Source organism: uncultured Erythrobacter sp., assembly GCF_947499705.1.
Classification (GTDB): Bacteria; Pseudomonadota; Alphaproteobacteria; order Sphingomonadales; family Sphingomonadaceae; genus Erythrobacter.
Genome location: NZ_CANMPJ010000001.1, coordinates 279234 through 294971, shown reverse-complemented (window position 1 = coordinate 294971; position 15738 = coordinate 279234). Strand labels below are relative to the sequence as shown.

Sequence of the window (15738 nt, the reverse complement as noted above, 5' to 3'; positions counted from 1 at the left end):
GTCCGGGCTGGACAATAGCAACACGCCGCAGCGCAGCATACTTCACCCCAAACGCTGCAACTGCGGGCGTTTCGTTCGTCGTTTGCTTTCAAGCCGAACTTTTTGGAGACTGTCCAGGATGATCCGTCCGGCGACCATGGCCGAGAAACTGATCGCGCGCGCTGCGGGGCTTGCAAGCGTGACACCCGGACAGATCGTGACCGCGAATGTGGACCTTGCTTTCGCGCATGACAGCTCGGGGCCGCGCCGCTGGGCACCGCATTTGGAGAAGCTGGGTGTTGGTCTGTGGGATCCGGCCAAGGTCGCAATCGTCACGGATCACTACGTGCCTGCCACCGATGCTGATTCCGCTGCGATCTTAAAGACGACCCGTGATTTCGCGCGCGAGCACGAAGTTGAACAGTTCTTCGACATGATCGGCATTTGCCACCTCGTTCTCCCGGAAAAGGGCCTCATGCGCCCCGGTGAATTTGTCGCAGGCGGGGACAGCCATTCTCCAACTGGCGGCGCGTTTGGCGCTTATGTGGCGGGTTATGGCGCGACGGACATGGTCGGAATTGTCGCGACGGGTAAGACCTGGATACGGGTCCCCGAAAGCATCCGCATAGAGCTAGACGGCAAACTGCCGCGCGGTGTCGTAGCCAAAGACGTCATGCTCATGCTTTGCCGCGAAGTTGGATTGGACAACGCTTTTTGCGCTTTCGAGTTCGGCGGAAGCGCAGTGGAAGCGATGACCATGCAAGAACGCATGGTGCTCAGCAACATGACCGCCGAACTGGGCGGTGAAGCCGGTTTGATCGCGCCTGACGATACGACGTTCGGGTTTTTGCGCGATCGCGGCAAACCGGTGCAGGACGAAGCTGAAAGCCGTGGCTTCGCGCCGGATTCCGATGCTCGATACTTGCAACGAAAGCGTTTTGACATGGCAGCGATGGTCCCGCAGGTTGCCGCGCCGCATTCGCCGGACAACACCGACAATGTCGACTCGTTTTCATCCGTGCGCGTGGACCAGGCCTATGTCGGGGCCTGTGTAGGTGCCAAACTGTCTGACCTGCAGATGGTCGCGAAAGTCCTGAAAGGCCGGAAAGTAGCTGATCATGTGCGCCTGCTCGTCGCTCCTGCGTCACAGGAGGTTATGGGCAAGGCTAGCGCGGATGGTACGATCCAGACACTTGTTGATGCCGGCGCCAAGATCATGCCAACCGGATGCGGCGCTTGCGCCGGAATGGGAGCAGGCATCCTGTCAGATGGCGATGTCTGCATCTCCAGCACCAACCGCAATTTTCAGGGTCGGATGGGTCATAGCGGAGCCAGCGTCTATCTTGGATCGCCCTACACTACCGCTGCCTCGGCGGTTGTCGGTCGCATTGCCGATCCGCGTGATCTGATGGAGATGACCTGATGGCCAGGGCATGGGTGTTCGGAGACGGGATCAGCACCGATCTGCTGGCCCCCGGTAACAAGCTGAAGCTTGATCCCGAAGAACTGGCTCGCCATTGCATGACTGCGATCGAGCCGGATTTCCCGAACCTTGTTGCGCCCGGTGACATCATCTTTGCTGGCAGGAACTTCGGTCAGGGATCATCGCGCGAGCAAGCCGCAGTTTCGCTCAAGCTGCTGGGAGTTGGCGCCGTTTTCGCACAGTCTTTTGCGAGGATATTCTATCGCAACGCGCTCAATCTGGGATTGCCGATTTTCGACTTCGCCAATGTGGCCGAAATCTCCGCAGGCGATCATGTCGACCTTGATCTGGAGCAGGGTAAACTGCGGAACGCGAGCACTCAAAAGTCGTATGTTATCCAGCCGTTGCCAGCCGAACTGATGGAGATCGTCAAGGCGGGCGGCTTGATAAACTATCTGGAAAAGCAGTTTAACACCGCGCCGTAATCCGGCTTGATCGGTCAGCGTCCTTCAAGTCCGTTGATGACACTCAGCGCTACACAAGATACGGGAACATGAGACAAGCACCGCACAAATGGTGCAAGCAAACACCACTGGAGAGGTGATTTGTCCGCGTTGGGCATGGGGGATAATATGCCAGTCGAAAAATCGGACAGCCGTTATATTCGGTCTCTGGCGCGCGGTCTTGAGATGCTTCAGATTGTCAGCCAACACGGCCCGATCACATTGAGTGAAGCTGCGGAAATATCTGGTCTGCCATACCCGACCGTGGCCAGAATGCTGACAACACTTCATATTGAAAAATACATTGAGCGTCAGGAAAGCACCAAGCGCTATCACGTGACAGCTCTGGTCCGCTCTCTGGCTCATGGGTTTCAGGACGAAAACAGGCTCGCTGAAATCGCCCGACCTCACCTCGTGGAACTTACACAGGAGATTCACTGGCCAGTTCTGATCGCAACTCCTTTGGCCGATCAAATGGTGGTTCGCGATTCGACCCACACACTGACGTCAATGACCCTTCATCATTACTATCCCGGCTTTACATTTCCGATGATTGATTCTGCCGCCGGTCAGGCATGGCTTGCGTTTTGCTCTCCCGAAACACGCAAACAACGCCTTGAGGAAATCGAGGCTCAAGCCGACGAAGAGTTGGCGCATATGATCGAGATAGCCAAGAAAGACGTGAAGTTTCGCGAGATCCGCAAAGCCGGATTCGCCGTACGCGAGCGAAACACCTTCACTGCGCCAGTCGGCAAGAACTCCGTCATTTCGGCACCGATCTTCCGCGGCGATCACCCGATAGGCGCATTGGCGCTTGTCTATTTTGCCTCGACCCATAACTTGCAGGAGGCGATAGAACTCTATGCAGATATCGTCATGGAAACAGCAAAGAAGATCGGCAACGAGCTGACGGTCGAGTAGCAGGTGATGACTAGCGTTGCCCGCCTGTAATTGGAGCGAGAATATTCACGCCCCTTAAGTGTTCGAGATACGATAGAATTATCCAACCATCGTGGTTTGCTACGGCGCAATCCTGATACCGCTCTCGGAATGCCCCGCCATTAACGAGAGAGGCCATCGCAATGTCCCGCATTCCAACCGCTTCATTCGAAGACCTCAGCGAGGATCAACAGCGCGTTTACAATGCGATCAAGTCTGGTCCGCGCGGCGTTGTGCAGGGGCCGTTGAAAGTCTGGCTTGAGAGCCCCGAACTGGCGGACAAATCACAGGCGCTGGGCGCGTTCTGTCGTTATGACACCACCCTGCCACCACGCCTCTCAGAACTCGCGATTATCATCACGGGCGCGCATTGGCAGGCAGGCTTTGAATGGCACGTCCACGCCCCGATTGCCTTGGAGGCCGGCATTGATCCAGCGGCAGTTGATGCGATCCGGGAAGGGCGCGAACCCGTGCTCGCCAAGCAGGACGAGCAGGTGGTCTATGCCTTCACCACGCAGCTGCTGCGAAACCGCGAAGTCAGCGATGAAACATATGCCAAAGCGGTCGACGTGCTCAGCTATCGCAGCGTCGTCGATCTGGTGGGAATTCTGGGTTACTACGGGCTGATTTCGATGACGATCAAAGCGTTCGAGGTTCCCGTGCCCGAAGGGAGCGCAGAACCATTCGCTTCCGCGTAAAACGCGCAAGATCAACTTGGTCGGCGGCCGCCTCGATGGGCAGCCGCCGACCGGACGAAGATCAATCCGGAACGTATGCGATCAGATCGAGCAGGGCATTGGCGCCCGGCACGACCAGCGGGCCACCGATCATCATCGTGGTCGATGCCGGCTTCACATCGGGGAAGTAGCTCGCCCATTCTTCAATCGAATCGGCAAAGTGATCGCCCGCATCATGGAAGCAAGCACGGCGCACGATGTTCTCAAGACTGGTTCCGCCAGCTTCACAGATCGCAGCGATGTTCTTCATCATGTGACGCATCTGGTTTTGCCCCGGCAGGCCATAATGCGGAAATTCGGGATGGCGCAGCATACCTTCGGCAAGAACTCCGCGTGAATCGCAGGCCATCTGCTGGCTTAGGAACAGGAAGTTACCCACCTTTACCGCCTGCGGCTCGTGGCTCCACGGTTCGGGTGCGCCGGACGTTTCAACCGTTTCGATTTCCAGCTTGGAATCATTGGCGAGAAGCGTCAGTGCTATCTCGATCCGGCTACCCCGCGTGCCAAGACCCATATAGGGGATGACGCAGCGCGCGGGCGGGTTGTTGGGGAACCACTTTTTCCAGACACGGTCCATTCCGGCATATTCGCTTGGATCACCGATATAGACATCGGCCTTTACCGTGCGCTCAAGTGATGAACCTGATGCTTCCGCAATTCGCGCCAGCTTGCTGAGCGTGTAATCCGTCTGAGCTTCGATCTCCGAGCCATACCAGACATGCGGATTGACGCGGGCCTCACGCGCGAGAGCGCTGGGCATGCCCATATTGCGCGCCTCGCCATAGTCACCGACCCAATCGGTTGGCACTTCCCCCGCCAAAAACACCCAGTCCCCCCGGCGCAGTGCCGGTGAATAGCCAGCGAGAGGCATCGGAACACCTTCCGGTGCGGCAAAACCTTCGGGCTTGGTGTCATCCAGGATGGCAATCAGATCAACCTCGATCCGCGCATTGCGAACCGGCAGCGACCGGATGCTGACCGCTGTTGAAGCGGGGCGCGGTTCAAAAATGAATTCGTTTCGAGCATCGAGATACGGGGAAATCGTAACGCCCGGCCAGCAATTGCCTTCTGCGAACTCCTCCATTGTCGGCCGGTCCCAGGGGAACCATTGCCAGATGCGCACAACATCCTTGGAAATATCGCCGCCTGCCGCAGCAAGCGTGCGCTGAAGCGTTTGCATGACGAATTTGGATTGAAGGCCCTGCTCGTCGGCGAGGTTCGGATTGGCTGGCTTGGCCTCTGGCGCAATGCCGGTCTTGAAATCGCTCGCCAATTGTCCGGAAACGAAAACCCAGTCGGCCGCTTTGACCGCTGGGCTATAAGGCATCAGCGGCTGCGGAATATCCGGCCAGATTGCCTGGGGGGCTTTTGCAGATTTCGGGTCAGACATTGCATGCTTCCATTGCTTGATGAAACGGGTCTCCGTGCAGGGACGGAACCAGAATTTTGCTATGGGACAGACTAGCGCTGAGACGCCGCCGAGCACTTGCCGACTGGCGGCTTATCGAATGGCGACAATGGCACGGCGGGCGGATTGGTCCCGGCAAGGTGCCGAACGACCCACGTGCTGACCGTGTTCCGTCTCGGATGGCTCAGGCAGGGACCCGCACGTCGCGTCGACTAACGGTCGGCTCGACAACTTTGCCTTCAACAACATTGGGGCCATCACCATCGACAGTCACGCGGTGCATCACCCGGCGGACATTGTCGACATCATAGGGCCGCCCGCGGTGCAAGGTTTGGCGGTTATCCCAGATCACCAGATCGTTGACTGCCCAGCGATGCGTGTAAACGCTTTCGGGCTGGGTCGCGTGATCGAGCAGCTTCTGGATCAGGGCTTCTCCCTCGTCCGCGCTCATTCCCTCGATCCGGGCGACATGCGCGCCGATATACAGGACTTTCTCGCCAGTTTCCGGGTGCGTGCGGACCAGTGGCTGCATCGCAGGCGGGCGCAGTTTCAAAAGGTATTCAACATCCGCCTGACTGTCGCCGCCGCGCACGCGCGAATGGGCAAGGCTGTGTTCTGCAATAAGCGGCGCGATCTGCGCTTTTGTATCGTCGTCCAGCGCTTCATAGGCGGCAACAAGATCGCAAAACTGGGTCTCCCCTCCTTCTTCGGCGATCTCGCTGGCGTGCAACATGGAAGCGTGCGCGGGATTTTCGCAGAAGGACAGATCGGAGTGCCAAAGCTGATTGCCCAACGCAAAGAATGCCTTGGGTGAGTTGGCCCCGGCCAGCGATCCGTCCGAAGCCAGGTTGGACACGTCATCGATAGCCCGGTTTTTGATCCGCAAATCCATGCCCTTGACCGTAGGAAGAACATGCAGCGGACCGAACAGCTCGCCAAAGGCAAGGTGCTGCTCCATCGAAAGCGCCTGACCCGGCAACACCACGACGCGATATTTGAGAAACGTGTCGTAAATTTCGTCAAGCACCTGCTGGCTCGGCGTGGAACGCAGATCGACACCCCGAATTTCAGCGGCAAAGGTTGGGGCAAGCTGTCGAATGGTAAGCGGCATTGGATCGGATCCTCACGAATTTCGGATTCAGGTTTTAGAGCATCTCCGCTCAGAATAGCCTATCAAGATTGCCCCGTTATCGAACTGCGATTGCTGCGATCATCGCCCTGACAACCTATCGGCCTTCACAGGTCAGGGGCAGCCGAAATCCCATTGAACAGACCGGACATATCGCTGGCTGTTTCCAGGCCCCAGATCGCATCAATGATGCGATCGCAGCGGCCATCGGACAGTTTGCCCCGCGCCGCTTCGCGAAACGCATCTTCCACCTGCTGATCGCTCATCGGGTTTTCGGCAGAGCCGGGGAAAGAAACCGTGTCAGTCTGCTCACTTCGGCCATCGGCGAATTGCAGCTCCACGCGGGCGCTTGAGATCGGCTCGATCGCTGAATCTTCACGGAATTCCACGCGTTCGCGCAGGTCTTCGATTTCAGCATCGCCGATCAGATGGTCCCATCCCTGTTCAAAGCTGTAGATGCCGTGCAACCAGCCCGCAGCCATGCGCGACTTGGGATCGGAATTGAACGCCAGCGCATCGGGTATTTTGGCATGGCGAGCAGATTTATGTGCAACCCCTGCGGCTGTTCGCGCGCTGACATGGACAATGATGTTTTCAATGACAGGCCTGTCTACCCCTTCATCAAGCGCATCTCGCAGGGATTTCAGTGCGACAAGCGGGGCCTGAGTAAAAGTGTCGCCGGAATAGGGCTGAAACAGGATGTCAGAGGTCGCCCATGTGGTGCCGAGGGACTGCAAGTGCTCGCGGATCACCTCGGGCGCTTTGCCGGTATAAGCTCGAAAGGAGCCGAATTTCCCGTCAATCGCACCCTTTGGCGCTTCAAAGCCAACCTTGGCTGCCTGCCATGACGCGAGACCTGAACGCATGCCAAGCGCGGTCAGGAATCCGGCGCTGGAAGAGCCGCCCATTTCCCACATGCCAATTCCGCTCATCGCGGCCATGCCGACAGCATGCCGGGTCTGATGTGCAGGTGTATCATCCAGCACGCAGGCCGCTGCCGCGGCGCCAATGGGCGAAAGGGCGGAAAGCGGCGCAAAGCCGCGCTCCAGGAGCATTTCGGGTGCCGATGCAAGGGCAACGGCCACCTGCACTTCAATGCCTGCCACCACGGCGTTCAGGAACTGCTGACCCGAAACAGCCTTGCTGCTGCGCCCGCTTTGCTCTGCCAGCGCCAACGCCGCCGTGATCGCCGGACCGCCGGGATGAATGCCCGAACGCGGCTCAACATCGTCGAGCAGGAAATACAGCCATGCCTGCTGATTGCACAGCGCCGCATCTTCGGCAGACAAGCGCGTATCGGTGAACAAGACCCCCGCCCCATCGCCGCCGCCGCACGATGCCGCTTTTTCAAGGCGCATCCGCTCAAGCAGTGGTTCTCCGCTGGCAGATAGCGCCGCGCGCAGACCATTGAGAACAATCCGCGCCGCCGAGTGGCGCAGATCCGCCGTGACGCTGGAAGGCACTTCGCTGAGAAAATCGGCGACAATGTTGATCGCCGGGTTTTCATCGGCGCTGGCAACATCACTCATAGCCTGTATCTCCTGGTGCCATGTTTTCTTCGCATTCGGACCTGCAGGCAGGCGCGTGCAGCGCGGCGGTTGTCTTTGCTTACCCGGCCTCTTTTGGCGGGATCACAGGCAGGAGAACATAGGCCTCTGCCTGCGCGCCTGCATGGATCGTTGTGCGCCCTGAATAGCGCGGCGCAGGCCGATCTTCGGGATCATTGTGCAGGAATGGCCCGCAACCGCGAAGCTCATTCTTGAAGTTGGACAGGAAACCGCCGCTTTTGACGTTTTCATAATCGCGCCCGCGAATGGTCAGAGCAATGCGGTATCCTGCTGGAACAACCACGCTGGTCGGCCAGATTTCGACATCGACCGGCACCTTCTCGCCATCAGCAAGGAATTGCTCCTCATCATGCGAATGATAGGGGCGATAGGGCCGCGAAAGTTCCTCATCCAGCTTGCGATGCGACACGCGCAGCCAGCCCTGGCCGACCGGTGTGTGCGGATCGATTGCCCCCTGATAGACCACCTCTTTCATATCGGGCGAGAACACCCGCAGGACGGCAAACAGATCGGCATCGTCCGTTGATGAGGATACGACCATCTTCAAGGCAGACGGGCCGGTGATTTCGGTTTCTTCACGCATCGGGGCAGACAGCATGGTGATGCCATCGCCTTCTGCATCGAAGCTAATCTGTTCATCCACGCCCTTGGGCGCATCAAGCAAGCGGCCATTGACGAGGTCAAAATGCAGCTTGGTCCATTTCGTCCTCGGGATTGGCCAGTCCGCTTCTTCGCGCCCGTCAAACCCGTCGATCTTGCGCACTTGCAGGCGCACAGCCGGCTCCTCTGGCCAACGCCCCTCTTCACCCTTCAGGAAGCGATCGAAGAAGGCGAGCTGAAGTTCGCGGCCATAATCGGTGTAGAAGTGCGTCCAGTGTTCAAGCCCGTGCGCCTCCAACCATTTGTCCTTGGATGCAGCGCGCATAAAGCCTTCAAAATTGCCGCGTGTGTGCAGCCCCTGCCCGCCCCAGTTGGCTGCCGACAGGAAAGGGACATTGACCTTAGACCAATCGGGTGAACGCGCCTTGTGATACTCATCATCCAGCGGGTGAGAGCGGATTTCATCACCAAACTGGCACCGGTTCTCGGCCAGTGTTTCTTCGTCAAGCAGTTCAGGCCCGCACACCAATTCGCCGGTGACAGGATTGCGTTTGCCCTTTTCGCCGATGCCATATTGCACCGTCTTGACCTGCATATCCGACCAGTTCGCCCAAAACGTGCTGAGGATGCCGCCATGATGGGTCATGTCGCGATAGAAATCCGCCGCGCCTTCCCAGATGCACATCGCGGCCAAATGCGGCGGCTGTAGCGAAGCGACCTGCCACTGGTTGATCCCGAAATAGGAAACGCCGTTCAGGCCGACCTTGCCATTCGACCAATCCTGCACCCCTGCCCATTCGATGCACTCGTAGAAATCGCGCGTCTCTCGCGGAGAGAAATGGTCGATATAGCCGGGCGATGCGCCGCAACCACGGCTGTCCACGCGCACAACGGCATAGCCTTCCGGAACCCACTTTTCGGGGTCCACAACTTCCCAGTTCTGATATTTGTTGCTGGAGTTTGCAGTCACATCAGGATGGTTTTCCGCCATGATGTTCCACGCGCTGGGATAGCCCTCCTGGAAAGACAGGCCCTTTGCATACGGCCCATGGGTCAGCAGCACAGGATGGCGATCCTGCCCGACGGGCCGGAAGATATCAGCACGCAGCACCGCTCCATCATCCATCGGAATGGGCACGTTCCAGTGCACCTCCATGCCGTCACGGATTTCGATGCGCATAAGCGGGTCGACCGCAGCGTCTTCAAGAGTGGTGTTCGTCATGAACCGGCTCCCAGGTCTGAATTGGTAAGCGCACGCAGCGCTTCAAATACGGCGGCTGTGTCTGATTGCGGGTGCCGCTGGGTCGCGGCGTCATACAAGGGGAGGCTGGCATCTAGCAGAGGAACCGCACTTCCCAGCTCGGCCGCAAAGGCAGCGATGGCCTGCATATCCTTGTCCCATACGTCGAGCTTCATCGTGGCTGGTTCGTAAACACGTTCAGCCATCATCGGTGCGCGCAGTTCAAATATCCGAGAATTGCCCGCGCCTGCCTGAACAGCTTCGATGATGGCATTGGGCTCAAGCCCCGCGGCCTGCCCCAGCGCCATCGCTTCTGCAGATGCAACATTGTGAATCGCCACCAGCAGATTGGCGACGAGCTTCATTTTGGACCCCTGCCCGAATTCGCCCATGCGGATCAGCTTTCGCGAAATGGCATCGAAAGCCGGCTCCATGCGATCAATCGCCGCGCTTTCGCCGCTGGCATAAATGGCAATATCACGGCTTGCCGCTTGCGCACCTGTGCCACTGATCGGGCAATCAAGGATGGCGCATTGCGTGCCGCACACTCGATCACGCAGCGCAAACTTATCCTCAAGCGCCAGCGTGCTGAGTTCTGCCACGATCATGGGGCCAGTCGCATGTTCCAGCAGCGTATCAAAAACTGCCACCGCCGCCTTCGCGCTTGGCAGGCTGGTTAGTACCAGATCGGAATGAGCGGCGAGCGCAGCGGGCGTGTTGAGAATGGTCACACCATTTGAAGATGCCTCTGCTTTTGCCTTTTCGGAAAGGTCATGACCGCCAACATCCCAGCCTGCATCGACCAGATGCCGAGCAACGCTGCCGCCGATAATGCCCAAGCCGATAACACTTATCCGGCGGGAAAAACCGCGATCATCATTCGCCATTGCCAGCTCCGTTTTCGATCAGAAATGGCATTATGGCAGCCATGAACTGTCCTGGCTGATCCAGATTGGGCAAATGCCCTGCGCCGGTGATGGTGGTCAGGTCGCTATGCGCAATCTGCTCTTTCATCTTGGCCATCTCGCCCGGATGCGGGCCATCCTTATCGCCCACAAGCAACAGACAAGGCGCGGATATTGCGGGCAGTCTGTCAGACAGATCGAGCTCTTCAAGCGCCTGCGTCGCGCCGATGTAACCAGCGGTGGAGGTCTTGCCGATCATCTCCGCAACGCGCTTTGGCAAAGCGGGGTTGGCATCAAGCGATTCAGGCGGAAACCACGTCGGGATTGTCGCATCGATAACCGCGCTAAGGCCGCCTTCTGTCAAGAGCGCCCGTCGCGCACTCCACATGGCGCGAAACTGATCGGAGGTTTGGGCGCGGCACCCGCCCGCGATCATTGCGTTCACGCGATCGGGATGCTCTGCGGCCAAAGACAGAGCGATCATCCCGCCAATCGACAGCCCGGCAACGGACGACGCCGGGATCTCGAGAGCGTCCCAGATGGTGACCACGTCATCAGAGAGGCCGCCAATGCTGTAAGGCGGCTCGGCTGCAGCGGAATCGCCATGACCTCGCATGTCGATCAGCAGAAGATTGAAATGCTGCGCCAACTCGACGACCTGCCCAGACCACAGACTGCGGTCTGTCGCCAGTGTATGCAACAGCGTCAACCAGGGCTTGCCCGGATGCGAGACGACGGTTGCAGCGGCCTCTCCCCATGGCATCGGGATCACGCGAACCATGTTCACGGGTTCAGGATGCAACCAAAGAAGGTGATTTGGCGTTGACCGATGGAAGCACATCATTGGCCATCAATTCCATCGACCGGATCGCAAGATCGCGGTCGCGCCAATCATGCCCAGCGTAAAGCAGCGTGCCGAATTCGCCGACTTCTTCTTGGAAAGCGCTCAGGTCTTCGGCAACTTTTTCAGGTGTACCCCAGATCACCAGCTCCTCAACGATTGCGTCGATATCGAGCGAGTCGTCCGATGCTTCTTGATCATGCTTGAACAGGTTTGCGCGGCCTGAACGCTTCATCTTGGTGACGATGGAGTTGTAGTACTGGTGGTACGGCCCATCAGGATCGGTCGCATATTTGCGCGCAACATCCATATCTTCTGCGACAAAGATGCTCTTGGCCACACGCCAATCAGCGGGGTCAGCCTTGCGTCCGGATGTTTCGCAGCCAGCAGCATAGCGCGGCCAGTGCGTCTTCACCCATTTGGGCAGCAGGAAATTGGCTGAAATCGGCGCCCAGCCGCGCTCTGCCGCCGCCTCGACACCTTTGGAGAATGGCGCAACAGCGGTCACCACGATGGGCGGTCCGGGCTGCTGATAAGGCTTGGGCAAAAAGCCCTGTCCCAGATCTTCGATCAGCGTGCGTTCGGTGGAGATATTCCAGAACTCGCCTTCAAGATTATAGGGCGGCTCGCCTTCCCAGATGGCCAAAATGTGATTGATCGATTCCAGGAACATGGCGGTGCGATCACGGTCAAGATTGCCCATCAGTTCAGCATCGGACAGCAGACCACCGGGGCTAATACCCATGATGAAGCGGCCTTCCGCCATATGGTCGACCATTGCCACTTCGGCAGCAACTTTGCCCGGGTGATGATTGGGCAAATTGATCGTGCCCGTGCCCAGCTTGATTTGCTTCGTCTCTTCCAGCAGCCAGGCGATGAAGATCAGCGACGAAGAAATTGTTTCTGCTGCATCGCTGATATGTTCGCCGAAATAGCCTTCCTTGAAACCCAGCCGGTCAGCGACAAGGGCGAGTTCGCGATCTTCCTTCAACGTCTCAGTCATGGATCGGCTGACGGGGTGAATAGGCATGGTGAAGAAACCAAGTTCCATTACGCGCTCCTTGCGGTTTGGCTGGCTGCCTGATCGACCGGCAGAATGTGGCAGTATTTTCCCTCGCTGTAGATCAGCGGCATTCCGCTGCTCTCGGCAAATTTCTGGACCCGGCCCAGGAAGATGGCGTGGTCTCCGCCGTCCAGAACCTCGACCGTTTCACACTCGAACTGCGCGAGGCAGCCGGGGAATTTCGGGCACCCGTTTGCGCCCGGCGAGTGCTCGATACCCGCAAATTTATCGGCTTGCGGACGGGCGAAATGGGTCGACAGGTCCGACTGCTCGGCGCTCAGGATGTTGATGATGAATGTGCCGGAATCGATGAATGTTTGCAGCGAAAGCGCGTCACGCTTCAGGCTCCATAATACCAGCGGCGGATCAAGCGAGACCGACGCGAAGGAGTTGATCGTAAGCCCTTCCCTTTTGCCGCTTGCCGCCTCCGTAGTGACGATCGCGATCCCGGTTGCAAACTTTCCAAGCGCCCGGCGCAAAGCCAGGGGATCATGCGCCTCGGCCAGATCGCTGGCCGAGCCTTGCAGCGGTTTGAGAGGTTGTTTCATGGCGATCGTTTCGCAGAAAGTCTGATGAACAGAAAATTATAAAGAATAACGATTGTCATTAGATTTTTTGATGGCAAGCTAGGTGAACGCCAACCAAGCCAGGGAACCGCGATGATCAGAACTATCGAACTGTTCGTGGCAGCTTATGAAGAGCGGTCCTTCACCGCCGCTGCAGAGCGGGAAAACGCCACCCAGTCCGGGGTGTCCCAGCATATCCGCAAGCTGGAGGAGCGCTTCAATGTCACACTGTTCGAGCGGAAAAGCGGGAGAATAGCCCCGACCCCCGCGGCCAATCGATATTACCGTTATTGCATCGAACAGTTACGGCTGGACGAGGAAGCGACCAATGATCTGCGCGGCTATGTTGGCGATCTGACCGGTGACCTGACGGTGGGCCTGATGCCCACGATGAATGCTCGCGTGCTGGCACCGGCCTTGATCGAATTTCGTCAGAAACATCCGAACGCTTCGCTGAAAATTGCCGAGGGGTTCAGCGGGTCACTGACAGAGGATGTCCGGCGCGGCACACTCGATTTTGCGATTGTCCCGCGCACAGAAGGGGCAGACGGGCTGCGTCTAAGCCCTTTCACGACAATTTCGGAAGTGCTGATCGCTGGCCCAAAATCCGCACTTCCGCTGGAAGGGACTGTCAGACTGGAAGACGTGCCAGAGCTTAGGCTGATCATTCCAAGCCCCGACAATACTCGCAGCAAAAGCATCCGGGACTATCTCGCGATGAAGCAGCTTGATCAGTGCGAAATGATCGAGCTCGACACGATGTTGGGCACAATCGATCTGGTCGCTCGGACCCGGTGGAAAGCCATCCTGCCCAGCCTGCTGGCCGACGGGTTGAAAGAGGAACGTACCCTGAGCGCACTGACATTGATCAGCCCGTCCTTGATCACTGAACTGGCCATTGTTGAGCCTGCGCGAAAATCTCAGCCACCAACAATGAAGGCCTTTCTGGAAATCTTGAAGGCGCACACGATGCACATCAATGGCCGCTGGCAGGCCTGAGACCAGATTCAGCTCGCGCGAAGCCAATCCAGCACTTCGGCAACCGGCAGAACATCTGCATATTTTAACTGCAGATCAGCCAGATTGGCGAAATGGGGTGTCTCGTGCTTGTCCGCAGTGGTTTCGATCGGGACGATCGTCCGGTATCCATGGCTGAGGGAGTCAACCGCAGTGGCGCGCACACAGCCTGAAGTCGATCCCCCCGTGACGATCACGGTATCGACCTTGTGCCAGACCAGATAGCTGGCCAGCTGAGTTTCAAAAAAGGCGCTGGGCATGCGCTTGGTGTATTGCAAATCCTCGTCACGAATATCGCATCGCGGATCATAGGCGTGCCGCTCGCTGCCGTATTTGATGTTCTGGAGGCTGTCTTCGGTATCGGTGCGTGTGCCCCACACCCCGCAATCCGATGCGTTATCGTGATAGCCGACCCGGCTCCAGATGACAGGCATGTCCTTGTCCCGTGCCGCTACGGAGAGCGCATTGGCGTATTCGATTTGTCTTGGATCGGTCTGGTATGAGGTGGAGAACATATCAAGCTGAGTATAGGCCTGCTGAAAGTCGACATTGACTATTGCGGCTTTGTTTCCGAACCCGAACTTTGCGCGCGCCTTATTGGCCATGACTGCTTCAAAGAATTCACGAGCAGTCTTGCCATCTTCGATCATTACAGCGCCCATGCAGTCAGTCCCTTCATTTGTTGAACTGATCGATTGCGAGAACAAGCGGTTCTAGTCCACGAAATTGCATGTGACTTTCGCATCACGATAATTACAACTCGGCACTTTCAGCACAGGAACTTCGCAAGGGGCCTCCCGGCTACTGGGCGGAAGCGTCTCCAGAAGCTGTTTCGGCTGGAGGGTTTTCAGCCATGAAACGCGCAACGATTGCCGCTGTTTCGGCCCCGGTTTCCATCGCTGGGAAATGCCCTGTCTCTACCGCGATCGTTTGTGCCGGCAGGTGATCGAACAAACGGATCACGCGTTCTTGCTCAACCGGCGGCAGCGAACGGCTGTGGGTTTTGATGAACAATGTGGGTGCAGTCACCGCGTTTGCCGCTGTCACATTGCGTTCTTCGGGGCGATCCGTCCCCATCGAACGCATGGCAAGCAAGTCTTCCGTCGCGCCTTCGCGGTTGTTCATATCCATGAACATGCGGCGCCGTTCCCCGCCAATCCGGCTTGAGTCAAATGTGTTGAACTCAAAGAAGGCATTCCAGAAACTCATCGGTCGATAGCTGCTCAACAGGTTCTCCGCGATCCAACCATTTCGGCTGTATGCCGGTGAAAGTGGCACCGCATCCGGCGGCGTGTTGAGCAAAGGCGTGTTGGCCAGAATCAGATGCGTCACTCTGTCCGGGTTACGCCCGGCATAAAGCGTTGCCGCCGTACCGCCCCGCGAAAGGCCCGAAAGGGCAAACTTCTCGACCTTCAGCTCATCCGCCAACAGGCCTATCAGTTCCGCGACGCGATCATGCGAATAGCCCTTTGGATCGGGATCGCCGATGCCTTCTGGCGGTACGTCAAACCGAATGACACGGTGGGCCCCTTCGAGCTCCGTCGCCCAATCATCCCAATAATTCAGATTGGCAAAGGCACCGTGCAGCAGGATAATCGCGGGACCATTGCCTGTATCCTTGTAGCGAAACCGAGCGCCATCCAGTTCGATCATTTCGCTGCCATCGCCATAGCGAGACATCAAGGTGGCATCGTCGACTTCCCAGGTACGGGTTTTGAAATATGCCCATGCGGCCAGCATCGCCAGGACTATCAGCACAACAATGACCAGGATTGAGCGGCTCAATGTTATTCTCCAGTGAAGCGAATGCGTTCAAACGA

General features: G+C 57.8%; 15 protein-coding genes. 5 read left to right on the top strand and 10 right to left on the bottom strand.

Features of this window, described 5'->3' with window-relative positions; genetic code table 11:
* Window positions 1-118: 118 nt before the first annotated feature.
* The 4 genes from Q0837_RS01240 (at window position 119) to Q0837_RS01225 (ending at window position 3542) form a co-directional block, all read left to right on the top strand.
* Window positions 119-1402 (top strand): 3-isopropylmalate dehydratase large subunit, encoded by a 1284-nt coding sequence (locus Q0837_RS01240; protein ID WP_298464198.1) that lies wholly within the window; start codon window positions 119-121, stop codon window positions 1400-1402.
* Window positions 1402-1887 carry a 3-isopropylmalate dehydratase gene (locus tag Q0837_RS01235; RefSeq protein WP_298464196.1) on the top strand — a complete coding sequence of 162 codons (486 nt, stop codon included), beginning with the start codon at window positions 1402-1404 and terminating at the stop codon, window positions 1885-1887. The genes Q0837_RS01240 and Q0837_RS01235 overlap by 1 nt, the downstream gene beginning before the upstream one ends.
* Before the next feature lie 147 nt (window positions 1888-2034).
* Window positions 2035-2826 carry a helix-turn-helix domain-containing protein gene (locus tag Q0837_RS01230; protein ID WP_298464193.1) on the top strand — a complete coding sequence of 264 codons (792 nt, stop codon included), beginning with the start codon at window positions 2035-2037 and terminating at the stop codon, window positions 2824-2826.
* Window positions 2827-2987: 161 nt separating this feature from the next.
* Window positions 2988-3542 (top strand): carboxymuconolactone decarboxylase family protein, encoded by a 555-nt coding sequence (locus Q0837_RS01225; protein WP_298464190.1) that lies wholly within the window; start codon window positions 2988-2990, stop codon window positions 3540-3542.
* A gap of 61 nt (window positions 3543-3603) precedes the next feature.
* Here the strand turns inward: Q0837_RS01225 and Q0837_RS01220 are convergent, their stop codons facing one another.
* The 8 genes from Q0837_RS01220 to Q0837_RS01185 all read right to left on the bottom strand — a co-directional run bounded on the left by Q0837_RS01220 (window position 3604) and on the right by Q0837_RS01185 (window position 12883).
* A complete protein-coding gene (locus tag Q0837_RS01220; protein ID WP_298464186.1) occupies window positions 3604-4971 on the bottom strand; it encodes a RidA family protein in 1368 nt (455 codons plus the stop codon).
* A 202-nt stretch (window positions 4972-5173) separates the two neighbouring features.
* Window positions 5174-6100 (bottom strand): TauD/TfdA family dioxygenase, encoded by a 927-nt coding sequence (locus tag Q0837_RS01215; protein ID WP_298464182.1) that lies wholly within the window; start codon window positions 6098-6100, stop codon window positions 5174-5176.
* A 125-nt stretch (window positions 6101-6225) separates the two neighbouring features.
* Window positions 6226-7647, bottom strand: a complete 1422-nt coding sequence (locus Q0837_RS01210) for an MmgE/PrpD family protein (RefSeq protein WP_298464180.1) — start codon at window positions 7645-7647, stop codon at window positions 6226-6228.
* Between the two features lie 79 nt (window positions 7648-7726).
* Entirely contained in the window at window positions 7727-9508 is a 1782-nt protein-coding gene (locus Q0837_RS01205) for a CocE/NonD family hydrolase (protein ID WP_298464178.1), read from the bottom strand.
* Complete coding sequence (locus Q0837_RS01200; protein ID WP_298464176.1) at window positions 9505-10413, bottom strand: NAD(P)-dependent oxidoreductase; 909 nt, start codon at window positions 10411-10413, stop codon at window positions 9505-9507. The genes Q0837_RS01205 and Q0837_RS01200 overlap by 4 nt, the downstream gene beginning before the upstream one ends.
* Window positions 10403-11212 carry an alpha/beta fold hydrolase gene (locus Q0837_RS01195; RefSeq protein WP_298464173.1) on the bottom strand — a complete coding sequence of 270 codons (810 nt, stop codon included), beginning with the start codon at window positions 11210-11212 and terminating at the stop codon, window positions 10403-10405. The genes Q0837_RS01200 and Q0837_RS01195 overlap by 11 nt, the downstream gene beginning before the upstream one ends.
* A 10-nt stretch (window positions 11213-11222) precedes the next feature.
* Window positions 11223-12323, bottom strand: coding sequence for an LLM class flavin-dependent oxidoreductase (locus Q0837_RS01190; RefSeq protein WP_298464171.1), 1101 nt, complete (start codon window positions 12321-12323; stop codon window positions 11223-11225).
* A complete protein-coding gene (locus tag Q0837_RS01185) occupies window positions 12323-12883 on the bottom strand; it encodes a flavin reductase family protein (RefSeq protein ID WP_298464168.1) in 561 nt (186 codons plus the stop codon). Before Q0837_RS01185 ends, Q0837_RS01190 begins: the two co-directional genes overlap by 1 nt.
* A 111-nt stretch (window positions 12884-12994) precedes the next feature.
* On the opposite strand from Q0837_RS01185, the gene Q0837_RS01180 reads away from it, so the two are divergent.
* Window positions 12995-13900: a LysR family transcriptional regulator gene (locus Q0837_RS01180; protein WP_298464164.1), complete on the top strand. Its 906-nt coding sequence runs from the start codon at window positions 12995-12997 to the stop codon at window positions 13898-13900.
* 8 nt (window positions 13901-13908) lie between these two features.
* Here Q0837_RS01180 and Q0837_RS01175 read toward each other — a convergent pair whose 3' ends face one another.
* Window positions 13909-14580: an isochorismatase family protein gene (locus Q0837_RS01175; RefSeq protein WP_298464161.1), complete on the bottom strand. Its 672-nt coding sequence runs from the start codon at window positions 14578-14580 to the stop codon at window positions 13909-13911.
* A 139-nt stretch (window positions 14581-14719) separates the two neighbouring features.
* Window positions 14720-15703 (bottom strand): alpha/beta hydrolase, encoded by a 984-nt coding sequence (locus Q0837_RS01170; RefSeq protein ID WP_298464157.1) that lies wholly within the window; start codon window positions 15701-15703, stop codon window positions 14720-14722.
* Between the last annotated feature and the right edge of the window lie 35 nt (window positions 15704-15738).